The organism is Falsiroseomonas sp. (genome assembly GCF_051860665.1).
GTDB lineage: Bacteria > Pseudomonadota > Alphaproteobacteria > Acetobacterales > Acetobacteraceae > Falsiroseomonas.
On record NZ_JBHYDM010000001.1, the window covers coordinates 276003 to 298032 of the forward strand.

The following is a 22030-nucleotide window of genomic DNA, read 5'->3' on the forward strand; positions in this document are numbered from 1 at the left end:
AGAGGACCGATGCTGAGCCTCGGCGCCCTGAGCTTCGCCGCCCCCTGGCTGCTGCTGGCGCTGCCGGCGCTACCGCTGCTCTGGTGGCTGCTGCGGGTCACCCCGCCCGCCCCGAAACGCCAGGATTTCCCGGCGCTGCGACTGCTGCAGGAAATGCCGGCGCCGGAGGAGACGCCGGCCCGCACGCCCTGGTGGCTGCTGGCCCTGCGATTGGCCGCCGCCGCCCTGATGATTGTTGGCCTGGCCCGGCCGATCTGGGGCCCGCCCGCGGGCGCCACCGGCCAGGGACCGCTGCTGGTGGTGATCGACGATGGCTGGGCGGCGGCCGCCGACTGGCCGGACCGCATCGCCGCCGCCGAGGCCGAGCTCGACGGCGCCGCCCGCGAGGGCCGCCGCACCGCCCTGCTGCTGACCGCACCTCCCGCGGTGCCGGATGCCCCCCGCATCACCGGCCTGATGCCGCCCGAGGAGCTGCGCGGCCGTCTGGTCGCGCTGCGCCCGAAACCCTGGGCGCCGGACCGGGCGGGGGCGCTGGCGGCACTGGCCGGCTGGCGGGCGCAGAATCCGGGCCGCTTCGCCGCGCTCTATGTGGCGGACGGCATCGAGCATGCGGCGGAGGGCGATGCCTTCACCCCGCTGGCCGCCGCGCTGGCCGAGGGCGGCGCGCTGCTGGTGGCGCGCAGCGAAGGCCGCCCCACCCGCCTGCTGCCGCCGCCGCGGGCGGAGGCCGAGCAGTTGGTCGTCGGCCTCCGCACCACCCCGCTTCCGGTGGCGACCGAGGTGGCCGTGCTGGCACGCACCGGCGACGGCCGCACCCTGGCCCGCGCCGTCCTGCCGGTGCCGGCCGGCGCGACGGAGGCCGAGGCCGCGCTGCCCCTGCCGCTCGAGATCCGCAACCAGGTGGTGCGGCTCGACCTCGATGGGGTGGCCGGGGCCAATGCCAGCGTGCTGCTGGATGAGCGTTTCCGCCGCCGCCCGGTCGGGCTGATCGCGGGCGGGGAGGCCACCGCGGCGGACGTGCCGCTGATCGGCGAACTCTTCTACCTGGACCGCGCCCTGTCCCCGCACGCCGAGCTGCGCCGCGGCAGCGTGCCCGAGTTGCTGGCGCGCCGGCTTTCCGTGCTGGTGCTGGCCGACAGGCCGGTGGAGCCGGGGCGGGAGCGGGAGGAGCTGACCGCCTGGATCGAGGCCGGCGGCACCCTGGTGCGCTTCGCCGGGCCGCGGCTGGCGGAGCGGCCGGACGGGCTGCTGCCGGTGCCGCTGCGCGCCGGCGAACGCCAGCTCGGCGGCGCCCTGTCCTGGGAAAGGCCGCAGACCCTCGCCCCCTTCCCCGAGGGCTCGCCCTTCCAGGGGCTGGAGCCGACGCCGGAGGTGACGGTGGAGCGCCAGGTGCTGGCCGAACCCTCCGCCCAATTGTCGGGCCGCACCTGGGCCCGGCTGGCCGATGGCACGCCGCTGGTGACCTGGGAGACGCGCGGGGCGGGGCGAATCGTGATGTTCCACGTCACCGCCAATGCCGAATGGTCGTCCCTGCCTCTGTCGGGGCTTTTCGTCGATATGCTGCGCCGGCTGGTGGCGCTCTCGGCCGGTGTCGGCGGCGCGGATGGGGAGGCGCCCTTGGCCCCCATGGAGACCCTGGACGGCTTCGGCCGGCTCGGCCCGCCGCCGCCGGGCGCGCAGCCCATCGCGGCGGCACGGGTGGAAAGCGAAACGCCCTCCCCGCGGCATCCCCCGGGCTGGTATGGCATGGGCACCAGCGGCGATGGCGCGCATCGGCGGGCGCTGAACCTCGGCGCCGGCATTTCGGGCCCACGCCTGGCCGCCGCGCCGCCGGCGGGCACCGCGACGCGGGCGATCGGCGGCGTGCCGGCGGAACGCGACCTCGGGCCCTGGCTGCTGGCGGCGGCAATGCTGCTGCTGGTGGTGGATCTGCTGGTGTCGCTGGCGCTCCGCGGCGTCCTGGCACGGCCGCGCGCGGTGGCCTCGGCCGCCCTGCTGGCCGGCCTGCTCGGCGCCGCACCCGCCTTGGCCCAGGACGGCAATGCGGCGCTGGCGACGCGGCTGGCCTATGTGGTCACCGGCGATGCGCAGGTGGATGAGGTGAGCCGCGCCGGCCTGGTCGGCCTGTCCGACTTCGTCAACCGGCGCACCGCCGCGGCGCTGGCGGACCCGGCCTCGGTGGTGCCGGGGCGGGACGATCTGTCCTTCTTCCCGCTGCTCTACTGGCCGGTGACCGGCGATGCACCGCAGCCGGACGCGCAGGCCGTCGCGGCGCTGAACGGCTTCATGCGCAATGGCGGCATCATCCTGTTCGACACGCGCGACGAAGGCTCCGGCGAGGGTTTTTCGCCAGGCTCCCGCGCCGCGCTGCGGCGGGTGACCCGGGATCTCACCGTGCCGCCGCTGGCCCCGGTGCCGGAGGACCATGTGCTGAAGCGCGCCTTCTACCTGCTGGCCGACCTGCCGGGCCGCTTCACCGGCGGCCCCGTCTGGGTGGCGCGTGACCAGGACCGGGCGAATGACAGCGTCAGCCCCGTCATCATCGGCGGGCATGACTGGGCGGCGGCCTGGGCGATCGATGCCCGCGGCAACAACCCCTATGCGGCGATCCCCGGCGGCACGCGGCAGCGGACGCTCGCCTATCGCTTCGGGACCAACCTCGTGATGTACGCGCTGACCGGCAACTACAAGGGCGACCAGGTCCACGTGCCGGCCATCCTGGAAAGGCTCGGCAATTGAACCAGGCCCTCGCCGGCATCGATTTCGCGCCGGTCATCCCGCCCTGGCTGCTGGTCGGCCTGGGAGTGGTGGCGGCCCTGGCGCTGCTGCCGGCATTGATCCGCCTGCAGCCGGACGCGAATGGCGCGCGGCGCTGGCAGCCGGCGCAGGGCGCCTGGCTGCGCGCGCTGGCCTTCGCCGCCTTGCTGCTGGCGCTCGCCAATCCCCGGCTGGTGGAGGAGACGCGGGAGACGCGGCCCGACATCGCCCTGCTGCTGGTCGACCGTTCCGACAGCACCGGCCTCGGCGCGCGACCGGCCCAGATCACCGCGGCGCGGGACGAGATCGAGGCCCGCGCCCGCCGCCTGCCCGACCTCGAACTCCGCACGGTGGAGGTGCCGGAAGCCGGCAACCAGGGCACGCGGCTGTTCTCCGCCATGGAGCGCGCGCTCGCCGATATTCCCCGCGCCCGGCTGGCCGGCGTCATGGCGCTGACCGATGGGCAGGTGCATGACGTGCCCCCCGCCCCGGCGCTGGACGCGCCCTTTCACCTGCTGCTTCCCGGCCAGGCCGGAGAAGTGGACCGGCGGATCCGGGTGATCGAGGCGCCGGGCTTCGGCATCGTGGGCCGCCCGGTCGAGCTGCGCCTGGTGGTGGAGGATCTCGGCGCGCGGCCCGATGCGGGCGGCGCGGCCCGCCTGACCATCCGCCGCGACGGCCAGCCGCCGCGCGTGGAATCGGTGCCGGTGGGGCGGGAGCATCGCATCGCCGTGCCCATCGAGCGTGGCGGGCCCACGGTGGTGGAGCTGACGGCGGAAACCCGGGCTGGCGAGGTCTCGGACCTCAACAACCGCACCGTGGTCTCCATCAACGGCGTGCGCGACCGGCTGCGGGTGCTGCTGGTCTCGGGCGAACCCCATGCGGGCCAGCGCACCTGGCGCCGCCTGCTGAAGGCGGACCCGAATGTGGACCTGGTCCACTTCACCATTCTGCGCCCGCCCGAGAAGGACGACCTGACGCCGCTGCATGAGCTGGCGCTGATCGCCTTCCCCGTGCGCGAGCTGTTCCAGGTGAAGCTGCGCGAATTCGACCTGATCGTCTTCGACCGCTTTGGCAATCGCGGCCTGCTGCCGCCGGTCTATCTCCGCAATATCGCCGACTATGTGCGCGGCGGCGGGGCGCTGCTGCTTTCGGTGGGGCCGGAATTCGCGGGGCCCACCAGCCTCGCCGCCACGCCGCTCGGCCAGATCCTGCCGGCGCGGCCGCCGACCGGCGCCGGCGCCGCCCAGGCAGCTTTGCTGGAACAGCCCTTCCGGCCGCAGGTCACCGAGCTCGGCGCGCGGCATCCGGTCACCGAAAATCTGCCCGGCGCCAATAGTTTCGGGCCGGAGGGCAATCCCCTGGCGGAGGCCACATGGGGCCGCTGGTATCGCGCGCTGCGCGCCGATGCGCGGGCCGGCAGCACCGTGATGCAGGGCCCGAACGGCGCACCGCTGATGGTGCTGGATCGGGTGGGGGAGGGTCGCGTGGCCCTCGTGCTCTCCGACCATATCTGGCTCTGGTCGCGCGGCCATGATGGCGGCGGCCCGCAGCAGGAACTGCTGCGCCGCATCGCCCACTGGACGATGAAGGAGCCGGAGCTGGAGGAGGAGGACCTCGCCGCCCGGATCGAGCATGGCCGGCTGACCGTGGTGCGGCGCAGCCTGGACCAGGCGGCGCCGCCCGAGATCGCCGTCACCGCCCCGGATGGCAGCGTGACCCGCCATGCGCCGGAGGCGCGCGGCGCCGGGCGGGCGGTGGTGGAGCTGCCGGCGCTGCAGGCCGGGGTCTGGCAGGCCAGCGACGGCCGCCGCGCCGCCTTCGCCGCGGCGGAGGCACCGAACCCGATGGAAGTGGCCGACCTGCGCGCCGATGCCGCGCCGCTGCGCCCGCTGGTCACCGCCACCGGCGGCGGGCTGCGCTGGCTCGGTACGGGCGCGGAGCCGCTGCTGCCGGAGCTGCGCCGCGTCGCCATCGGCCGCGATGCCCAGGGCGGCGGCACGCCCGGGCCGGGCTGGATCGGCCTGCGCCGCAATGGCGACCACAGCGTCACGGGCATCACCGCCCTGCCGCTGCTGCCGCCCTGGCTGGCGCTGCCCCTGGTGCTCGGCCTGGCGCTACTCGCCTGGCGCAGGGAAGGACGTTGAGCGGCTGGACGCACCGCGCCCGGCGTCCCACATGCGGTGCATGAGCCCGTCCTCGCGCCCGATCCTTGCCACCCTCGCGCTCGCCGCCCTGGCCGCCTGCGCCCAGGGCCCGACGCTGGACCAGCGCCTGTCCACCTTCGTCGGGCGGGGAGAGGCCGATCTGGTCGCCGCGCTGGGCGTGCCGGTGCGGGTGCATGAGGCGGAGGGCCGGCGCTTCCTGCAATTCGAACAGCGCCACAGCCTGATGGTGGCGCCGCCCTATGGCCCCCCCTATGGCCCATGGGGCCCGCGCTTCGGCTATTGGGCGCCGCCGCCCGCCTATGTCCAGGCGAGCTGCGAGCTGACCTTCGCGCTCCGCGACCAGCGTGTGGAAAGCTTCAGCTATCGCGGCGAGGCCTGCGGCTGAGCCGGGCGGCAGCCAAAAGCGGGTGACCGCGGCGGCGCGCCCTTCCTCCGCGCGCCGAATCTCCCTAGGTTCGGCCCCATGCGACCCTTTTCCCGTCTGCCCCTGATGGCCGCCCTGGCGGCGCCGCTCCTCCTGCCGCTGTCGCCCGCGGGGGCGCAGGGGATCATCCGGCCGGCCGATACGCCCACCGCCCCCACGGCCGGCGCCCCGGCCCTGCCCGGCCTGGCCGCCCGCCGCGCGCCGGCGCCGATCCCGGCCGAGCCCGGCGCCGCCGGCCTCGCCCCCAATGCGGCGCTCTTCGACGCCATCGGCCGCGGCGACCTGGCGGCGGCGCGGGATGCGGTCAGCCGCGGCGCGAATATCGAGGCGCGCAACGCGCTCGGCCTCTCGCCGCTGGATGCCGCGGTGGACCAGGGCCGCAACGAGATCGCCTTCTTCCTGCTCTCGGCGCGGGACGGCTCGCGCAGCGCCGCCCCGCCGCCGGAGCGGGCGCCGGGCCAGCCTTCCCCGGCCGCGGCCATCGCCGCGCGCCTCGGCGCCGCGCCTCCGCCGGCCGCCCGCAGCCGCGCGCCGCTGAACACCCCGCCGGTGCTGGCGGCGGAGCCCACGGGCGCCCGGCTCTGGGCCGGCAATGGCGGCGCGGCGCAGCCGGAGATGGGCTTCCTGGGCTTCGATGCCGGCCGCCCGGCGGGTGCGGAACCGCCGGCCACCCCCACCCGCCGCACGCGGCCCTGAGCCTCCGCCCGCCCCCCAAGGGCCTGGCCCCTTGCGGCCGCGCCCTTTGCGGCCTGCTCCTGCTGGCGGGGCCGGCCCTGGCGCAGCGCGGGTCCGGGCCGCTGCCCGCGCCGCCGCCCCCGGCGCCCATCCCGCAGGCCGCGCCCGCGGCCCTGGCCGAGGCGCCGCCGGAGGTGGAGGCCCTGCCCGGACTGGCCTGGCGGATGGTCTGCGGCGAGGCGACGGCCGAGTCCGCGCGCACCTGCCGCGTCTTCACCACCCTGCTGGCGCGGCAGCAGAACACGCCGCTGGTCCAGCTGCTGCTGACCCGGCAGCGGGAGAGCAACGCCCTCACCCTGATCTTCCAGATGCCGCATGGCGTCGCTTTGCCCGCGGGCCTGACTTGGCAGGCCGATGAGGCGCCGCCGCAGCGCCTGGCCTTCCGCAGCAGCGATGCCGCCGGCGTCTATGCCGCCATGGTGGTGACGGAGGACCTGCTGGCCCGGCTGCGGGAGGCGAAGGTGCTGCGCCTGTCCTATATCCTCGATGCCCGGCGGCAGACCGTGTCCCTGCCCGTGCCGCTGGAGGGCTTTGGCGCCGCGGTCGCCGAGATGCTGGCCGCTGAGATGCGAGCCGCAGAGACCGCGCCGCGCTGAGGCGGCGCATCCCACCGCAAGGCTGAATCTGTCCGACCCCCGGCATTCCGGGCTGGCGCCGCGCGCCCGCCTGTCCGAGGATGCGGAGGCGATCCTGGTCCGGAATCGCCGCGCGGGAGGATGATGACAATGAACGAACCCATCCAGGTAGCCGAATCTGGCCCGCATCGCCTGCGCGCCTTCATCGCGGCGATGACCCGTCTGGTCGATGCGGCCGAGGGCGATGAGGCGCGCATCCTGGCCGGAGGCCGCCCGCTGCTGGCCGGGCTGGTCGCGGTGGATGACTGGCTGCCGGAGGCCTATGCCCAGCCGGACCCGGTGCACTACCGGCAATATCTGCTGCATTGCGATCCGCTGGAGCGCTTCAGCCTGGTCAGCTTCGTCTGGGGCCCCGGCCAGCGCACGCCGATCCACGACCATACCGTCTGGGGCCTGATCGGCGTGCTGCGCGGGGCGGAGGAGGCGGAGCTCTTCACCCCCGGCGGCCTGCCGCATCCGACGGGGCGGGAGCGGCTGGAGGCCGGGATGGTGGACGCCGTCTCGCCCCGCATCGGCGATATCCACCGCGTCTCCAATGCCTATGCGGACCGCGTCTCCATCAGCATCCATGTCTATGGCGCGAATATCGGCGCCGTCTCCCGCCATGTCTTCGACGCGGCGACGGGCGCGCCCAAGGGGTTTGTCAGCGGCTATGCCAATGAGACGCTGCCGAATCCCTGGCGCAACTGAGGCGCGTCACAGGTTGAAGGCGACGCGGCCGGTTTCGGCGATGTCGTAGCCACCCATCCGCGCGGCGCGGGCGGCGAAGGCCGGGCTGCGGGCGAAGGCGAACAGGGCCTGCAGGGCGGGCTCGAAATAGGCGCGGCGGCGCAGCACCAGGTCGAAGCGTTCGCGCAGCAGGGGCAGGAAGGTGAGGCCCCGGGCCGCGGCCTCCGCCCGGATGCCGAAGCCGGCATCGGCGCGGCCCTCGGACACGGCGGCGGCAACCTCGTCCTCCGCCAGGGCAGGTTCGGCCAGGAAGCCGATCGCCTCCAGCCGCAGCCCGGCCTCCGCCAGCAGGTGCATCAGCAGCAGGTGGCTGCCGGCGCGGGGCTGGCGGCCGATCACGCGCAGGCCGGGCCGGGCGAGATCCGCCACCCCTCGCAAGCCGGCAGGATTGCCGGGGGCCAGGAGCAGGCCCTGCTCCCGCCAGGCCCAGGTGAGGCCGACCACCGGCTGGCCGGACAGCAGGTCCCGCGCCGCCGGCTCGTTGAAGGCACCGGTATCGGGGTCGATCAGATGGGTCGCGGCCGCCACGGCCTGGCCGGCGGCCAGCGCCGCCAGCCCGTCCAGGCTGCCGCCGGCGCGCAGCGCCAGGCCGCAGCCGGATTGCCGCACCGCCCAGTCCAGCAGCGGGTCGTGGCTGCCGGCCAGGATGGGGGGCGGGGCGGGCTGCTCGGCCTCCGCCACCTCCGCCTGCGCGGTCAGCCAGCGTTGCAGCGGCGCGCGCGGAAACAGCCATTTGCCGCCCAGTTGCAGGGCCGGCAGGCGTTTGGCGCGCGCCAAGTCATACAGCGCGCGCTCCGACAGCCGCAGCAGGGCGGCCGCCTCCTTCAGCGTCAGGACATCCGGCATTTCCTGGCAAATCCCGGCAGATGCTGGCGCAGCACAGCAGCCGGCTTCGGTTGACGTCAAGCACCGCCATGGTCAGCTTGCCGGGCATGGACGACCTGACCTCCGCCTTCGGACAGGCGCTCGGCTTGGTGGCAGGCGGCGATGCGGATCTGGCGAAAATCGTGCTTCTGTCGCTGCGCGTCAGCCTGACGGCGGTGGCCCTCGCCGCCCTGGTCGGGCTGCCGCTGGGGGCGCTGCTGGCCGTCACGCGTTTTCCCGGCCGCGGCGGGTTGGTGGTGGCGCTGAATGCGCTGATGGGGCTGCCGCCCGTCGTCGCCGGGCTGCTGATCTACCTGCTGCTGTCGCGCTCGGGCCCGCTGGGCGCGCTCGGCCTGCTGTTCACCCCGACCGCCATGGTCATCGCCCAGGCGCTGCTGATCGCGCCCATCCTGGCGGCCCTCGCCCGGCAGGTGCTGGAGGCGATGTGGGAGGAGTACGCCGAGCAGCTGCGCAGCTTCGGCGCCGGCCCGGCCCGCGCGGTGCCCACCCTGCTCTGGGACGGCCGCTTCGCCCTGCTGACCGTGCTGCTGGCCGGCTTCGGCCGGGCCAGCGCCGAGGTCGGCGCGGTGATGATCGTCGGCGGCAATATCGAGGGTTTCACGCGCGTCATGACCACGGCGATCGCGCTGGAGACCAGCAAGGGCGACCTGCCGCTGGCGCTGGCGCTCGGCCTGGTGCTGATGGCGATCGTGCTGACGGTGAATGCCCTGGCGCAGACGCTGCGCGACCTGGCCGCGCGGCAGGCCGGCTGATGCGCGCGCCGGAGGCCATCCTGCCGCTGCGCGCCGAGGGACTCTGCTTCCATGCCGGCGGGGTGGTGATTCTCCAGGGCATCGATCTGGAGATCGGAGCGGGGCGCCCCACGCTCATCATCGGCCCCAATGGCGCGGGCAAGAGCGTGCTGCTGCGTCTGCTGCACGGGCTTCTGGTGCCCAGCGCCGGCGCGGTGCATTGGGAAGGGCCGGCCGGCGATCCGCGCCGCCACCAGGCCATGGTCTTCCAGCGCCCGGTGCTGCTGCGCCGCTCCGTGCTGGCCAATCTGCGCTACCCCCTGGCGCTGGCCGGGCTGGACCGCGCCGAGCAGGACGCCCGGGCGGCGGAGGCGCTGGCGCTCGTCGGCCTGGCGCCGCTGGCGGACCGCCCGGCCCGCAGGCTCTCGGGCGGGGAGCAGCAGCGCCTGGCGCTCGCCCGCGCCGCGGCGCTGCGGCCCGAGGTGCTGTTCCTGGACGAGCCCTGCGCCAGCCTGGACCCCGCCGCCACCGCGGCGGTGGAGGCCATCATCCAGGCCCTGGCCGCGCGCGGCACCAAGCTGGTGATGACCACGCATGACCTGGCCCAGGCCCGCCGGCTGGCCGGGGATGTCGCCTTCCTGCATCGCGGCCGGCTGCGGGAACACGCCCCCGCCGACCGCTTCTTCACCACCCCCGCCACGGAAGAGGCCGCCGCCTTCCTGCGCGGCGCGCTGCTGTGGTGAGGCCTGCCCTAGGGAGAACCGCCATGTTCCGCCGCCTGTTCCTCGCTGCCAGCCTCGCCATCGCAACGCCCGCCTGGGCGCAGGAGCGCAGCATCACGGTGGCCAGCACCACCAGCACGGAGCAATCCGGGCTCTTCGGGCACATCCTGCCGATCTTCACCCAGGCGACGGGCATCACCGTGCGCGTGGTGGCGCTCGGCACCGGCCAGGCGCTGGATGTCGGCCGGCGCGGCGATGCGGATGTGGTCTTCGTGCATGACCGCGCGGCGGAGCTGCGCTTCGTGGCGGAGGGCCATGGCGGGCCGCGCCAGCATGTGATGTTCAACGATTTCGTCGTCGTGGGGCCGGAGGCCGATCCCGCCGGCATCGCCCGCACCGAGGACACGGTTGCCGCCCTGCAGCGCATCGCGCAGTACCGCGCCCCCTTCATCTCCCGCGGCGACCGCAGCGGCACCCATGCGGCGGAGCTGCGGCTCTGGCAGCAGGCGGGGGTCGATCCCGCCAGCGGGCGCGGCGCCTGGTATCGCGAGATCGGCCAGGGCATGGGCCCGACGCTGAACACCGCGGCCGCCCAGGGCGGCTATGCGCTGACCGACCGCGGCACCTGGCTCGCCTTCCGCAACCGCCAGGCGATGCGCATCGTAGTCGAGGGTGATCCGCGCCTATTCAACCAGTACGGCGTCATGCTGGTGAACCCGCAGCGCCACCCTCATGTGAAGCAGGCCGATGGCCAGCGTTTCATCGACTGGATCGTCTCGCCGGCCGGGCAGGCCGCGATCGCCGGCTACAAGATCAATGGCGAGCAGCTGTTCTTCCCGAATGCGGCACAGCCGGAGCCGGTTTCCTGAGGGCGCTCGTTCTCCTTCTCGCGCTGCTGGCGATGCCGGCCATGGCCGAGCCGTTGCGCCTGGCGGCCGCCGGGTCGCTGCGCGCGGCGCTGGCGGAGGTCTCGGCCGCCTTCGAGACCGCGCCGGGCGGCGTCGCGGTGGCCCAAAGCTATGCGCCCTCCGGCCTGCTGCGCCAGCGCATCGCGGCCGGCGAGGCTTTTGACGTCTTCGCCTCCGCCAATATGGAGCATCCGCGAGCGGTGGAGCGGGGGCAGCCGACCGCCGCCTTCGCCCGCAACCGGCTTTGTGCCCTGGCGCGGCCCGGGCTGGAAGTGACGCCCGAGGCGCTGCTGGCGCGGATGCTGGACCCCGCGCTGCGGCTCGGCACCTCCACCCCCGGCGCCGACCCGGCCGGCGACTACGCCTTCGCGCTGTTCGCACGCGCCGAGGCGGTGCAGCCGGGCGCCCGCGCGGCGCTGGAGGGCAAGGCGCGGCTGCTGACGGGCGGACCGGACAGCGCCCGGCCACCGGAGGGGCGCGACCCCTATGCCTGGCAGTTCGAGCGCGATGCGGCCGACCTTTTCCTGACCTATTGCACCAATGCCGTGCTGGCCCGCGCCGCCGATCCCCGCCTGCAGCAGGTCGCGGTGCCGCCGGCGCTGGAGGTGGCGGCCGAGTATGGCGTGGTCGTGCTGACGCCGCGGCCGGAGGCGGCAGGCTTCGTCCGCTTCCTGCTGGCGCCGCCCGGCCAGGAGATCCTCGCCCGGCACGGTTTTGCGCCGCCGGCTTCCCCTTAGGGACGCGCCACCCCAGATGCGCGGGCAGAATGAGGACCACCCCATGCTGAAGCTGTCCGCCCGCAACCAGTTCGCCGGCACCATCCGCGAGATCCGCAAGGGGGCCACCACCTCCCATGTCCGGATCGAGGTGGCGCCTGGCGTCATCTTCACCGCCGCCATCACCAATGAGGCGGTGGAGGAGCTCGGCCTGACGGTCGGCGGCGCGGCCGTGGCGGTGATCAAGGCCTCGGACGTCATGGTCGGGATCGCCGGCTGAGATGCCGCGCCGCCGGGCGCTGATCGGGGCCGCGCTGGCCGCGCTGGCGACACCGGCGCGCGCGGAGCGGCTGGTGCCGGATGCGACCGGGCGGCGCATCGCCGTGCCGGACCGCATCACCCGCGTCCTGCCGGCCGGGCCGCCGGCGGCCATCCTGCTCTATACCCTGGCGCCCGAGCTGCTGGCCGGCTGGCCCGCCCGGCCGCCGAGCCCGGCGGAGGCGGCCTTCCTGGAGCCCCGCGCGGCCGCCCTGCCGCAGATCGGCCGGCTGACGGGTCGTGACAATACCGCCAATCTGGAGGCGGTGCTGGCGCAGCGGCCGGACCTGGTTCTGGACTACGGCGCCACCGGCCCGACCTATGTCTCGCTCGCCGAGCGGGTGCAGGCGCAGACCGGCCTGCCGAGCCTGCTGCTGGATGGCGCGCTGCCGCGCATCCCCGAGACCTACCGCCTGCTCGGCGGCATTTTGGACCGCGCGGAGGCGGCGGAGGTCCGGGCCGTGGCGGCGGCGCGCATTCTCGACACGGCGCGGGAGGATGCGGCGCGGCTGGCGGCGCGGGGCCGCCCGCGCGTGCTCTATCTGCGCGGGCCGCGCGGGCAGCAGACCGGGCTGGTGGGCTCGATCACCACCGAGATTTTGGAATTCGCGGGCGCCGAGAATGTCGCGGGCACACTCGGGCCAGGCAGCATTGCGCAGGTTTCGGTGGAGCAGGTGCTGGCCTGGAATCCGGATTGGGTGATCGCCAGCCATCCCGCCTTCCCGGAATTCGCCAAGGCCGATCCGCTGTGGCGGGCGCTGCCGGCGGTGCGCGCGGGGCGGCTGGTGCTCGGGCCGGGCCTGCCCTTCGGCTGGGTGGATTTCCCGCCCTCGGTGAACCGGCTGCTCGGCCTGCTCTGGCTGCCCGTGCTCTTCGGCCTGCGCCCGGCGGCGGGGCTGGCCGAGGCGGCGGCCGAGTTCCACGAATCCTTCTACCATCGCCGGCCGGAGCCGGCGCAGATCGCCGCGCTGCTGCGCCCGGCGCTGCCCAGCCCTTGAGGCGGCTCGCCTGGCCATTGGCCTGGCTGGCCCTCGGTGCCGCGGTGCTGGCGGCGCTGTCGGTCGGGCGCTACCCGATTTCGGCCGCGGACCTGCCGGGCATCCTCTCCGGCGCCGAGCAGGGGCCGGCGGCGCTGGTCTTCTGGAACATCCGGCTGCCGCGCGTGCTGGGCGCCATGCTGGTCGGCGCCAGCCTGGCCGGGGCGGGCGCGGCCTTCCAGGCGATGTTCCGCAACCCCCTCGCCTCCCCGGACCTGCTCGGGGTTACGGCGGGGGCCTCGCTGGGGGCGGTGCTGGGCATCTTCCTCGGCCTGCCGGTGGCGGCGGTGCAGGGGCTGGCCTTTGCGGGCGGCATCGCGGCGGTGGCGGCGGTGGCCGGGATCGCGGCGCTGGTGCGTGGGCGCGGCGGCGACCCGGTTCTCGTGCTGGTGCTGGCCGGCATCGCCTTCGGCGCGCTGATGGGCGCGGCGATCAGCCTGCTGAAGATCCTGGCCGACCCCTACAACCAGCTGCCGGCCATCACCTTCTGGCTGCTCGGCACGCTGTCGGGTGCGAACCGCGGCGACGTGCTGGCGGCCGCACCCGCCGCCCTGCTGGGCCTGGTGCTGCTGGCGGCGCTGCGCTGGCGGCTCAACCTGCTGGCGCTGGGCGAGGATGAGGCCCGGGCGCTGGGCGTGCGCACCGGCGCGCTGCGCGCCGCGGCGGTGGCGGCCGCGACGCTGGCCACCGCCGCCGTCACGGCGCTGGCCGGCGCGGTGGGCTGGGTCGGGCTGGTGGTGCCGCATATGGCGCGGCTGCTGGGCGGCGCGGAGCTGCGCCGGGTGCTGCCGCTGTCCATGCTGCTGGGCGCGGCCTTCCTGCTGGCGGTGGATACGCTGGCGCGCAGCGCGGGGCGGCTGGAGGTGCCCCTCGGCGTGCTGACCGCACTTCTGGGCACGCCGCTTTTTCTTCTGTTGCTGGCCCGCGCAGGCCGCCGATGAGCGCCTTGCTGGAGGCGTCCGGCCTGGCCATCGGCCATGGCAAGCGGGTGGTGGCCCGGGACATCGCGCTGCGGCTGGAGCCAGGGCGGGTGCTCTGCCTGCTCGGGCCGAATGGTGGCGGCAAGACGACGCTGCTGCGCAGCCTGCTCGGCCTGCTGCCGCCGCTCGCCGGCACGCTGCGGCTCGGCGGCGCGCCCTTGTCCTCGCTGAGCCGGCGGCAGGTGGCCCGCCTGCTGGCCTATGTGCCGCAGGCCGCCCCCGGCGGCTTCGCCTGGCGGGTGCGGGAGGTGGTGGCAATGGGCCGCGCCGCCTGGCTGCCGCTGCTGGCCATGCCCGGCGCGCGGGATTCGGAGGTGGCCGAGCAGGCGCTGGAGCGGCTCGGCATCCTGCATCTGGCGGACCGGCCGGTGACGGAGCTTTCGGGCGGCGAGCGGCAGCTGGTGCTGATCGCCCGCGCGCTCGCCCAGCAGGCCGCCGGGCTGGTGCTGGACGAACCCACGGCGAGCCTCGATTTCGGCAACCAGGCGCTGGTGCTGAACCAGCTCCGCAGCCTGGCGCGGCGGGATGGGCTGGCGGTGCTGATGACCACCCACCATCCGGATCATGCCTTCCTGCTGGCCGATCAGGTGGCGCTGCTGCATGGCGGGCGCATGGAGGGCCCGGCGCCGCCGGAGGCGCTGGTCACGCCGGAGCGCCTGCAGGCGGCCTATGGCGTCGCCACCATGGTGGGCGTGCTGGAGACGCCGCAGGGCCCGCGCCGCATCTGCGCGCCGCTGGTGCCCGAGTAGGCGCCTACTCCCGCACCATCTGCTGGCGCAGCCAGTCCAGCTTCTCCGCCACCGCCGCGGCGGCCAGCACCTCGATCTCCCGATAGGCGGCCAGCACTTCCTCCCCGAACGGCGTCAGCGCGCTGCCGCCGCCGCGCGCGCCGCCCTTGGCCGGGGCCAGCACCGGTTCGCGGAAATGGCTGTTCATGGCCGAGGCCAGGTCCCAGGCGCGCTGGTAGGACATGCCGAGCCGCCGGCCCGCCGCGGCGATCGACCCTGTCTCCCGGATCGCCTCCAGCAGATCGGCCTTGCCGGGGCCGAAGGGCATGTCCTTGGCCAGCAGGACGCGGATGCGAAGGGAATTGTCGGGGGCGGGCATGGCGGCCAGGGAACCATGGACGGGGCCAGGCGGAAACGGGGCTTGCGCTATCTTTGGTGATGGATATCGTCCTGAACGGATATCGCAAAGGACGCCGACCATGCGCCGCCTGATCCTGGCCGCCCTCGCCATGCTCGTGGCGGCGCCCGCCCTCGGCCAGCAGCCAGCCACCGTCTTCGCCGCGGCCAGCCTGACCGATGCGATGCGGGCCCTGGGGCAGGAATGGGCCTCGCGCGGCCATCCGGCGCCGCGCTTCTCCTTCGCCGCCTCCTCCGCCCTCGCCCGGCAGATCGAGCAGGGGGCGGGCGCGGATCTGTTCCTCTCGGCCGATGAACCCTGGATGGACTTTCTTCAATCCCGCGACCTCATCGTGAACGCCTCGCGCATCAGCCCGATCGGCAATGCGCTGGTGCTGGTGGCCCCCACAATGCCGGTGCGTGCGCCGGTGGCACTGACGCGGGAGACCGATCTGCTGGCCCTTGCCCAGGGCGGCCGCATCGCCACGGGCGATCCGGCGCATGTGCCGGTCGGCCGCTATGCGCAGGCCGCATTGACCTGGATGGGGCAATGGGGCGCCATCGCGCCCAGGCTGGCCCGTGCCGACAATGTCCGCTCCGCCCTGCTGCTGGTGGAGCGGGGGGAGGCGCCGCTCGGCATCGTCTATTCCACCGATGCCGCCGCCTCGGCCGGCGTTGCCGTGCTCGGCACTTTCCCGGCCGAAAGCCACGCGCCCATCACCTACCCCTTCGCCCTGACGCGCCGCGCGGCCGGCAATGCCGAAGCCATCGCCTTGCATGGCTTCCTGGCCGGGCCGGAGGCCGAGCCGATTTTCCAGCGCTTCGGCTTCCGCCTGGCCCGGTGATGGCGCTGACGCCCGAGGAATGGCAGGCGGTCCGCCTGAGCCTCGAGGTCGCGCTGCGCTCGGTCGCGCTCGGCCTGCTGCCGGCGGTGGCGGTGGCGCTGCTGCTGGTGCGCGGCCGCTTCCGCCGCTTCCCCCCGGGGCGCTTCCTGCTGGATGCGCTGGTGCACCTGCCGCTGGTGGTGCCGCCGGTGGTGGTGGGCTGGGCGCTGCTGATGGTCTTCGGCCTGCGCGGCCCGATCGGCGCGCCGCTGCATGACTGGTTCGGCATCCGCCTGGTCTTCACGACGGAAGGCGCGGCGCTGGCCACCGCCGTGATGTCCTTCCCGCTGATCGTGCGCGCCGTGCGGCTGGGGCTGGAGCATGTGGACCCGGGGCTGGAGGCGGCGGCGCGGACGCTGGGCGCGGGTCCGCTGGACCGCTTCCTGACCATCACCCTGCCGCTGATGGCGCCCGGAATCCTGGCCGGCGCCGTCACCGCCTTTGCCGCGGGCCTCGGCGAATTCGGCGCCGTCATCACCTTCGCCTCGAACATCCCCGGCGAGACGCAGACCCTGCCGCTGGCGATCTACTCCGCGACGCAAAGCCCGGGCGGGGAGGCGGTGGCCGCACGGCTGGCGGCCGTTTCCTTGACGCTCGCAGTGGCCGGACTGCTGCTGGCGGAGCTGATCGCGCGGCGCATGCATGTGCTGCTCGGCCGCGCGTGATACGCAGCGGCATGATCGAGACTCCCCGCCTCTGCGACGCCGTCATCTTCGACATGGATGGGTTGCTCTTCGACAGCGAAACCCTCTATCGCGAGGCCATCCTGGCCGCGGCGCGCGACCTCGGCCATGCCTTCACCGAGGCCGATTTCCCGGAGCTGGTCGGCCGGTCCTGGGCGCTGAACCGCGTGACCCTGCAGCGCCATGTCGGGCCGGAGGGCGATGTGGAGATTTTTCGCCAGGCCTGGGTGCGCCACTATGACGGCATGCGCGGCGCCTTGGCACTGAAGCCCGGCGTGCGGGAACTGCTGGACCGGCTGGATGCGCTGCGCCTGCCGCGCGCCATCTGCACCTCCTCCAGCCACGCCGATGTCGCGCATAACCTGGCGCTGCACGGCCTGGCGGAGCGCTTCGATGCCGTGGTGGCCGCCGGCGACTATGCCCGAGGCAAGCCCGCGCCCGATCCCTTTCTGCGCGCCGCCGAAGTGCTGGGCCTGGCCCCGGCGCGCTGCCTGGCGCTGGAGGATTCCCACAATGGCGTGCGCGCCGCCGCCGCCGCCGGCATGCGCACCGTGATGGTGCCGGACCTGCTGCCGCCGACCGAGGAGCTGCGCGCCCTGTGCCATCTTGTGGCCGCGGACCTGCATGACGTGCGGGCGCTGCTCGGCTGATGCTGCGGGTCGCGCTGCGCCACCGCTACGGGCGCGACGGATTCGGGATCGAGGCCGGGTTCACCGTGCCGCAGGCCGGGGTGACGGCGCTGTTCGGCCCCTCCGGCTGCGGCAAGTCCACCATCCTGTCCATTGTCGCTGGCCTGCTGCGGCCCGACTTCGGTCAGGTGGTGCTGGAGGATACGGTGCTGCTGGACACGGCGCGCGGCATCGCCCTGCCGCCGGAGGCGCGGCGCTGCGGCGTGGTGTTCCAGGAGGCGCGGCTGTTTCCGCATCTCAGCGTCGCCGGCAACCTGCGCTATGGCCTGAAGCGCGCGCCGCGCGATGCGGCGGGGCCCGGATTCGAAGAGGTCGTCGACCTGCTCGGCATCGCGCCCCTGCTGCCGCGCCGCCCGGCCGCGCTTTCGGGCGGGGAGCGCCAGCGCGTGGCACTCGGCCGCGCGCTGCTGTCCCGCCCGCGCCTGCTGCTGATGGATGAGCCGCTTGCGGCGCTGGATGCCGCGCGGCGGGCGGAGGTGCTGCCCTTCCTCGCCCGGCTGCGCGACGCGGCGCGGCTGCCGATCCTCTATGTGACGCATGCGCTGGAGGAGGTGGATGCGCTGGCCGACCGCCTGGTGCTGCTGCAGGACGGCCGCGTGCTGGCGGAGGGCGCGGTGGAGGAACTGGCCACCCGCACCGACCTGCCGCTGGCCGCGCGGCGCGATGCCGGCGCCGTGCTGGCCTGCACCGTGGCGGGGGCGCAGGACGGGCTGACGCGGCTGGATTTCTCGGGCGGCACATTGGTGGCGGTGATGCGGCCGGAGGCTGTGGGCACGCGCCTGCGGCTGCGCATCCGCGCGCGCGACGTGGCGGTGGCCATCGAGGAACCGCGCGGCTTGTCCACGCGCAACATCCTCGGCGCCGAAATCACCGCCCTCAGCCCCGGCAGCGGCCCGCAGGAGGTCTTTCTGAACCTCGCCATCGGCGACAGCACGCTGCTGGCGCGGGTGACGCAGGACAGCGTTTCGCGATTGGGTTTGCGGCCGGGGTTGCGCGTCTGGGCGCTGCTCAAGGCGGTGACCTTCGACCACCTCGGCGGCGCGCGGTAGCTACCCCCGCAGGTGGCAGGCCACGCGATGGCCTGGCGCCACCTCCCGCAATTCCGGCACGACGGTCTGGCAGGGCTCCGCCTTCGCGATCGGGCAGCGTGTATGAAAATGGCAGCCGCTCGGCGGGTTCAGCGGGCTCGGCACGTCGCCCTTCAGCCGGATGCGCTGGCGCTTCACCGTGGGGTCCGGGATCGGCACCGCGCTCAGCAGCGCCTCCGTATAGGGATGCGTCGGATTGGTGTAGAGGTCGCGCGCCGAAGCGATTTCCACGATGCGGCCGAGATACATCACCGCGACCCGGTCGCTGGTATGCTCCACCACCGAGAGATCATGCGCGATGAAGAGGTAGGTGAGGCCCAGCTTTGCCTGCAGATCCTCCAGCAGGTTCACCACCTGCGCCTGGATCGAGACATCCAGCGCCGAGACCGGCTCGTCGCAGACGATCAGCTTGGGCGAGACGGCCAGGGCGCGGGCGATGCCGATGCGCTGGCGCTGGCCACCCGAGAATTCATGCGGGAAGCGGCGCATCTGGTCGGCGTTCAGCCCGACCGTCTCCAGCAGCTCCACCACGCGGTCCTCCCGCTCCTGCCGCGTGCGGCCGAGCCTGTGGATGACCAGCGCCTCCCCGATGATGGCGCCCACCGTCATGCGCGGATTGAGGCTGGCAAAGGGATCCTGGAAGATGATCTGCATGTCCCGCCGCAGCGTGCCGAGCTGGTTGCGGTCCAGCGCCGTCACGTCGCGCCCATCGAACCAGACCTGGCCGCCGCTGGGCTCGATCAGCCGCAGGATCAGCCGGCCGGTGGTGGATTTGCCGCAGCCGGATTCCCCCACCAGCCCCAGCGTCTCCCCCGGCGCGATGTCGAAGCTGACGCCGGAGACGGCGTGCACCTCCTCCACCTTCCGGCCGAACAGCCCGCCGGTGACGAGGAAGCGCTTCTCCAGGTCCTGCACGCGCAGCAGCGGTTCGGTCATGCGCGGGCTTCCGTATAGAGCAGGCAGGCCACCTTGTGGCCCGGCGCCACCTGCCGCAGCGGCGGATCGGTGGTGAGGCATTCGGGCATGGCGTGGCGGCAGCGCGCGGCGAAGCGGCAGCCGGCGGGCGGGTTGAGCAGGGAGGGCACGGTGCCCGGAATCGCCTCCAGCCGCGCATGCGTCGTGGCTGCCAGGTCGATGCGCGGGATGGAGCGGATCAGCCCCTGCGTATAGGGGTGGCGCGGCGCGGCAAACAGCGCCTCCACCGGCGCTTCCTCCACCACGCGGCCGGCATACATGACGACGACGCGCTGCGCGACTTCCGCCACCACGCCCATGGCATGGGTGATGAGCAGCACGGCCATGCCGAGACGCTGCTTCATCTCCGCCAGCAGGTCCAGGATCTGCGCCTGGATCGTCACGTCCAGCGCCGTGGTGGGCTCGTCCGCGATCAGCAGCTTCGGGTTGCAGGACAGCGCCATGGCGATCATCACACGCTGGCGCATGCCGCCCGAGAACTGGTGCGGATAGTCGTTCACGCGGCGCTGCGGATTGGGGATGTTGACCAGCCGCAGCATCTCCGCCGCGCGATCCATGGCAGCGCGGCGCGAAAGGCCTTCGTGCTGGCGCACCGTCTCCGCGATCTGCTGGCCCACGGTATAGACAGGGTTCAGGCTGGTCATCGGTTCCTGGAAGACGAAGCCGATCTCCTTCGACCGGATCTTCTGCATCTCCGCTGGCGGCAGCGGCACTAGGTCGCGGCCCTCGAAGAGGATCGCGCCGGCGGCGATGCGGCCGGGCGGCATGGCGATCAGCTTCAGGATGGTCATGGCCGTGACGGTCTTGCCGCAGCCGGATTCGCCGACGACGCAGACCGTCTCCGCCCGGTTCACCGAGAGATCGACGCCATCGACGGCGCGGACCAGGCCGTCATCGGTCCTGAACTGGACCTTCAGCCCGTGCAGCGCGAGCAACGGCGCCTCGGTCATGCGGGCGCCCGAGGCCGGTTCCACCACCTCGCTCACGTCACGCGCCGCGGGTCGAGCGCGTCGCGCAGCCCGTCGCCGACGAAGTTGATGGTCAGCACGGTGAGGAAGATGGCCAGCCCCGGGAACAGCGCCCAATGCGGCGCGAAATCCAGGTTGTCCTTCGCATCGAAGAGCAGGCGCCCCCAGGTCGGGATATCCGGCGGGAAGCCGAGGCCGAGGAAGGACAGCGTGCTTTCCGCGATGATCGCGCCGGCGACGTCGATGGTGGCGGTGACGATCACCGGCCCCAGCGCATTGGGCAGGATGTGGCGCAGCACCAGCCGCGTGCGGCTGGCCCCCAGCGCGCGCGCCGCCTCCACGAATTCCTTCTCGCGCAGGGAGAAGAACTGTGCCCGCACCAGGCGGGCCACCGGCATCCAGTTGAAGGCGCCGATCACCACGACGACCATGATGAAGACGCCCATCTCCACGCCGACGATGCCGGTCAGCGCCTCACGGAACAGGTAGATGATCAGCAGCAGCAGCGGCAGCTGCGGCAGGGACAGGAACAGGTCCGTCAGCCACATCAGCGCCGCATCCAGCTTGCCCCCCGCCATGCCGGCGACGCTGCCCACCAGCACGCCGAGGCCGACGGCGACCAGCATGGCGGTGAAGCCGACGGCCAGCGAGATCCGCCCGCCATAGAGGATGCGCGCCAGCAGGTCCTGCCCGAGATCGTCGGTGCCCAGCGGATGCGCCCAGGACGGGCTTTCGAGCCGCGCCGTGAAATCGATCTCGTCGATCGGCAGCGTCCAGACCAGCGGGCCGAAGAGCACGGCGACGACCAGGATGAACAGCACCGCGGCGCTGGCCACCGCCAGCCGGTGCTTGCGGAAGCGCCGCCAGGCCTCGCCCCAGGGCCCGACCTGCGGCCGCCGCGCCGGCCTAGCGGTAGCTGATGCGGGGATCGAGCCAGCCATACAGGATATCCGCCACCAGGTTGAAGACGATGACCAGGATCGCGAAGACGAAGGTGACGGCCATGATCACCGGCGTGTCGTTGGACAGGATGGAGGTGATGAGCAGCGACCCGATGCCGGGAATGCGGAAGATCTGCTCCGTCACGATGGCGCCGCCGAAGACCGCGGGCATCTGCAGCGCCACCAGCGTCACCACCGGGATCATGGCGTTGCGCACCACATGCAGGATGGTGATGCGCGATTCCGGCAGGCCCTTGGCGCGCGCCGTGGTCACATGGTCCAGCCGGATGACGTCCAGCGTGGCGGCGCGCACATAGCGTGTCCAGGCCGCGCCCTGGAACAGGCCCAGCACCATGATGGGCATGATGGTCTGCCGCAGCATCTGCCACCACCAGTCCAGGCCCGTCGCCTCGATATCCGTGCGGAAGACGAAGGGCAGCCAGTCGAGGTGGATGGAGAAGAGCAGGATCATCAGCAGCCCGGTGAAGAAGGTGGGCAGGGAGAAGCCGATGAAGGCCAGCGTATTGGCCAGCTGGTCGAAGATCGAATAGGGCCGCGACGCCGCGTACACGCCGACCGGCAGCGCGATGCACAGCGCCACGATCTGCGCCAGGCCGATGACCGCGATGGTGGTGGGCAGGCGCTGCAGGATCAGCTGGTCCACCGGGATGCGGCTGACGAAGGAATAGCCCCATTCGCCGCGCAGCATCGCCGTCAGCCAGGACAGGTAGCGTTCATGGATCGGGTCATCCAGGCCGAGGCTGGCGCGCAGCTGCGCGCGCACATCGGGCGGGATGGCGGGGTTCGATGCCAGCTCCTCGAAGGGATCGCCCGGCGCCAGGGCCAGGATGGTGAAGAGGATGACGCTGATCCCGAGCAGGCTCGGGATCGCGATCAGCAGGCGGCGGGTGAGGTAGGTGCCCACGCGCCGGC

Annotated in this window: 24 protein-coding genes; 18 read left to right on the forward strand and 6 right to left on the reverse strand. The window is 73.6% G+C overall.

The window, feature by feature from the left end:
- Positions 1–9: 9 nt before the first annotated feature.
- From ACTIF1_RS01170 to ACTIF1_RS01195, 6 genes are all read left to right on the forward strand, one after another.
- Positions 10–2739 carry a DUF4159 domain-containing protein gene (locus tag ACTIF1_RS01170; protein ID WP_439594530.1) on the forward strand — a complete coding sequence of 910 codons (2730 nt, stop codon included), beginning with the start codon at positions 10–12 and terminating at the stop codon, positions 2737–2739.
- Positions 2736–4904, forward strand: a complete 2169-nt coding sequence (locus ACTIF1_RS01175) for a hypothetical protein (protein ID WP_439594531.1) — start codon at positions 2736–2738, stop codon at positions 4902–4904. Before ACTIF1_RS01170 ends, ACTIF1_RS01175 begins: the two co-directional genes overlap by 4 nt.
- Positions 4905–4944: 40 nt before the next feature.
- A complete protein-coding gene (locus ACTIF1_RS01180; protein ID WP_439594532.1) occupies positions 4945–5310 on the forward strand; it encodes a hypothetical protein in 366 nt (121 codons plus the stop codon).
- 105 nt (positions 5311–5415) lie between these two features.
- On the forward strand, positions 5416–6045 hold the full coding sequence (locus ACTIF1_RS01185; RefSeq protein WP_439594533.1) for a hypothetical protein: 630 nt from the start codon (positions 5416–5418) through the stop codon (positions 6043–6045).
- Positions 6046–6218: 173 nt separating this feature from the next.
- On the forward strand, positions 6219–6680 hold the full coding sequence (locus tag ACTIF1_RS01190; protein ID WP_439594534.1) for an invasion associated locus B family protein: 462 nt from the start codon (positions 6219–6221) through the stop codon (positions 6678–6680).
- Between the two features lie 129 nt (positions 6681–6809).
- Complete coding sequence (locus ACTIF1_RS01195) at positions 6810–7409, forward strand: cysteine dioxygenase (RefSeq protein WP_439594535.1); 600 nt, start codon at positions 6810–6812, stop codon at positions 7407–7409.
- Between the two features lie 6 nt (positions 7410–7415).
- Here the strand turns inward: ACTIF1_RS01195 and ACTIF1_RS01200 are convergent, their stop codons facing one another.
- Complete coding sequence (locus ACTIF1_RS01200; protein ID WP_439594536.1) at positions 7416–8294, reverse strand: substrate-binding domain-containing protein; 879 nt, start codon at positions 8292–8294, stop codon at positions 7416–7418.
- Positions 8295–8380: 86 nt separating this feature from the next.
- Between ACTIF1_RS01200 and ACTIF1_RS01205 the strand changes: the two genes are divergently transcribed.
- The 8 genes from ACTIF1_RS01205 to ACTIF1_RS01240 are packed head-to-tail and all read left to right on the forward strand — an operon-like array spanning position 8381 to position 14494.
- A complete protein-coding gene (locus tag ACTIF1_RS01205) occupies positions 8381–9085 on the forward strand; it encodes an ABC transporter permease (RefSeq protein WP_439594537.1) in 705 nt (234 codons plus the stop codon).
- Positions 9085–9807 (forward strand): ATP-binding cassette domain-containing protein, encoded by a 723-nt coding sequence (locus ACTIF1_RS01210; RefSeq protein WP_439594538.1) that lies wholly within the window; start codon positions 9085–9087, stop codon positions 9805–9807. The genes ACTIF1_RS01205 and ACTIF1_RS01210 overlap by 1 nt, the downstream gene beginning before the upstream one ends.
- Positions 9808–9830: 23 nt before the next feature.
- The gene (locus ACTIF1_RS01215; protein WP_439594539.1) at positions 9831–10655 is read left to right on the forward strand and encodes a substrate-binding domain-containing protein; all 825 of its coding nucleotides are present in this window, start codon (positions 9831–9833) and stop codon (positions 10653–10655) included.
- Between the two features lie 23 nt (positions 10656–10678).
- A complete protein-coding gene (locus ACTIF1_RS01220; RefSeq protein WP_439594656.1) occupies positions 10679–11431 on the forward strand; it encodes a molybdate ABC transporter substrate-binding protein in 753 nt (250 codons plus the stop codon).
- 46 nt (positions 11432–11477) lie between these two features.
- A complete protein-coding gene (locus tag ACTIF1_RS01225) occupies positions 11478–11690 on the forward strand; it encodes a TOBE domain-containing protein (protein ID WP_439594657.1) in 213 nt (70 codons plus the stop codon).
- 1 nt (position 11691) lies between these two features.
- Entirely contained in the window at positions 11692–12726 is a 1035-nt protein-coding gene (locus ACTIF1_RS01230) for an ABC transporter substrate-binding protein (protein WP_439594540.1), read from the forward strand.
- A gap of 17 nt (positions 12727–12743) precedes the next feature.
- The gene (locus ACTIF1_RS01235) at positions 12744–13706 is read left to right on the forward strand and encodes a FecCD family ABC transporter permease (RefSeq protein ID WP_439594541.1); all 963 of its coding nucleotides are present in this window, start codon (positions 12744–12746) and stop codon (positions 13704–13706) included.
- Positions 13703–14494, forward strand: coding sequence for an ABC transporter ATP-binding protein (locus tag ACTIF1_RS01240; protein WP_439594542.1), 792 nt, complete (start codon positions 13703–13705; stop codon positions 14492–14494). Before ACTIF1_RS01235 ends, ACTIF1_RS01240 begins: the two co-directional genes overlap by 4 nt.
- Positions 14495–14498: 4 nt before the next feature.
- Here the strand turns inward: ACTIF1_RS01240 and ACTIF1_RS01245 are convergent, their stop codons facing one another.
- The gene (locus ACTIF1_RS01245; RefSeq protein WP_439594543.1) at positions 14499–14852 is read right to left on the reverse strand and encodes a winged helix-turn-helix domain-containing protein; all 354 of its coding nucleotides are present in this window, start codon (positions 14850–14852) and stop codon (positions 14499–14501) included.
- Positions 14853–14952: 100 nt separating this feature from the next.
- Between ACTIF1_RS01245 and modA the strand changes: the two genes are divergently transcribed.
- Genes modA through modC form a run of 4 tightly spaced genes read left to right on the forward strand, consistent with a single transcriptional unit; the run spans position 14953 to position 18174 of the window.
- Positions 14953–15714 (forward strand): molybdate ABC transporter substrate-binding protein, encoded by a 762-nt coding sequence (modA, locus tag ACTIF1_RS01250; RefSeq protein WP_439594544.1) that lies wholly within the window; start codon positions 14953–14955, stop codon positions 15712–15714.
- Positions 15714–16418, forward strand: a complete 705-nt coding sequence (gene modB / locus ACTIF1_RS01255; RefSeq protein WP_439594545.1) for a molybdate ABC transporter permease subunit — start codon at positions 15714–15716, stop codon at positions 16416–16418. The genes modA and modB overlap by 1 nt, the downstream gene beginning before the upstream one ends.
- 11 nt (positions 16419–16429) lie before the next feature.
- On the forward strand, positions 16430–17086 hold the full coding sequence (locus ACTIF1_RS01260) for an HAD family hydrolase (RefSeq protein ID WP_439594546.1): 657 nt from the start codon (positions 16430–16432) through the stop codon (positions 17084–17086).
- A complete protein-coding gene (modC, locus tag ACTIF1_RS01265) occupies positions 17086–18174 on the forward strand; it encodes a molybdenum ABC transporter ATP-binding protein (protein WP_439594547.1) in 1089 nt (362 codons plus the stop codon). Before ACTIF1_RS01260 ends, modC begins: the two co-directional genes overlap by 1 nt.
- Here modC and ACTIF1_RS01270 read toward each other — a convergent pair whose 3' ends face one another.
- Genes ACTIF1_RS01270 through ACTIF1_RS01285 form a run of 4 tightly spaced genes read right to left on the reverse strand, consistent with a single transcriptional unit; the run spans position 18175 to position 22022 of the window.
- Positions 18175–19149: an ABC transporter ATP-binding protein gene (locus tag ACTIF1_RS01270; RefSeq protein ID WP_439594548.1), complete on the reverse strand. Its 975-nt coding sequence runs from the start codon at positions 19147–19149 to the stop codon at positions 18175–18177.
- Positions 19146–20138 (reverse strand): ABC transporter ATP-binding protein, encoded by a 993-nt coding sequence (locus tag ACTIF1_RS01275; protein WP_439594658.1) that lies wholly within the window; start codon positions 20136–20138, stop codon positions 19146–19148. Before ACTIF1_RS01275 ends, ACTIF1_RS01270 begins: the two co-directional genes overlap by 4 nt.
- Positions 20139–20170: 32 nt before the next feature.
- On the reverse strand, positions 20171–21097 hold the full coding sequence (locus ACTIF1_RS01280) for an ABC transporter permease (protein WP_439594549.1): 927 nt from the start codon (positions 21095–21097) through the stop codon (positions 20171–20173).
- On the reverse strand, positions 21063–22022 hold the full coding sequence (locus tag ACTIF1_RS01285) for an ABC transporter permease (protein WP_439594550.1): 960 nt from the start codon (positions 22020–22022) through the stop codon (positions 21063–21065). The genes ACTIF1_RS01280 and ACTIF1_RS01285 overlap by 35 nt, the downstream gene beginning before the upstream one ends.
- Between the last annotated feature and the right edge of the window lie 8 nt (positions 22023–22030).

What these genes read in the sequence shown, in the direction of transcription:
- ACTIF1_RS01275 (WP_439594658.1), bottom strand. Translation starts at nt 20,138, where the DNA reads ATGACCGAGGCGCCGTTGCTCGCGCTGCACGGGCTGAAGGTCCAGTTC.
- ACTIF1_RS01195 (WP_439594535.1), top strand. Translation starts at nt 6,810, where the DNA reads ATGAACGAACCCATCCAGGTAGCCGAATCTGGCCCGCATCGCCTGCGC.
- ACTIF1_RS01245 (WP_439594543.1), bottom strand. Translation starts at nt 14,852, where the DNA reads ATGCCCGCCCCCGACAATTCCCTTCGCATCCGCGTCCTGCTGGCCAAG.
- ACTIF1_RS01215 (WP_439594539.1), top strand. Translation starts at nt 9,831, where the DNA reads ATGTTCCGCCGCCTGTTCCTCGCTGCCAGCCTCGCCATCGCAACGCCC.
- modC (WP_439594547.1), top strand. Translation starts at nt 17,086, where the DNA reads ATGCTGCGGGTCGCGCTGCGCCACCGCTACGGGCGCGACGGATTCGGG.
- ACTIF1_RS01170 (WP_439594530.1), top strand. Translation starts at nt 10, where the DNA reads ATGCTGAGCCTCGGCGCCCTGAGCTTCGCCGCCCCCTGGCTGCTGCTG.
- ACTIF1_RS01230 (WP_439594540.1), top strand. Translation starts at nt 11,692, where the DNA reads ATGCCGCGCCGCCGGGCGCTGATCGGGGCCGCGCTGGCCGCGCTGGCG.
- ACTIF1_RS01210 (WP_439594538.1), top strand. Translation starts at nt 9,085, where the DNA reads ATGCGCGCGCCGGAGGCCATCCTGCCGCTGCGCGCCGAGGGACTCTGC.
- modB (WP_439594545.1), top strand. Translation starts at nt 15,714, where the DNA reads ATGGCGCTGACGCCCGAGGAATGGCAGGCGGTCCGCCTGAGCCTCGAG.
- ACTIF1_RS01270 (WP_439594548.1), bottom strand. Translation starts at nt 19,149, where the DNA reads ATGACCGAACCGCTGCTGCGCGTGCAGGACCTGGAGAAGCGCTTCCTC.
- modA (WP_439594544.1), top strand. Translation starts at nt 14,953, where the DNA reads ATGCGCCGCCTGATCCTGGCCGCCCTCGCCATGCTCGTGGCGGCGCCC.
- ACTIF1_RS01185 (WP_439594533.1), top strand. Translation starts at nt 5,416, where the DNA reads ATGGCCGCCCTGGCGGCGCCGCTCCTCCTGCCGCTGTCGCCCGCGGGG.
- ACTIF1_RS01280 (WP_439594549.1), bottom strand. Translation starts at nt 21,097, where the DNA reads ATGGCTGGCTCGATCCCCGCATCAGCTACCGCTAGGCCGGCGCGGCGG.
- ACTIF1_RS01200 (WP_439594536.1), bottom strand. Translation starts at nt 8,294, where the DNA reads ATGCCGGATGTCCTGACGCTGAAGGAGGCGGCCGCCCTGCTGCGGCTG.
- ACTIF1_RS01260 (WP_439594546.1), top strand. Translation starts at nt 16,430, where the DNA reads ATGATCGAGACTCCCCGCCTCTGCGACGCCGTCATCTTCGACATGGAT.
- ACTIF1_RS01180 (WP_439594532.1), top strand. Translation starts at nt 4,945, where the DNA reads ATGAGCCCGTCCTCGCGCCCGATCCTTGCCACCCTCGCGCTCGCCGCC.
- ACTIF1_RS01205 (WP_439594537.1), top strand. Translation starts at nt 8,381, where the DNA reads ATGGACGACCTGACCTCCGCCTTCGGACAGGCGCTCGGCTTGGTGGCA.
- ACTIF1_RS01240 (WP_439594542.1), top strand. Translation starts at nt 13,703, where the DNA reads ATGAGCGCCTTGCTGGAGGCGTCCGGCCTGGCCATCGGCCATGGCAAG.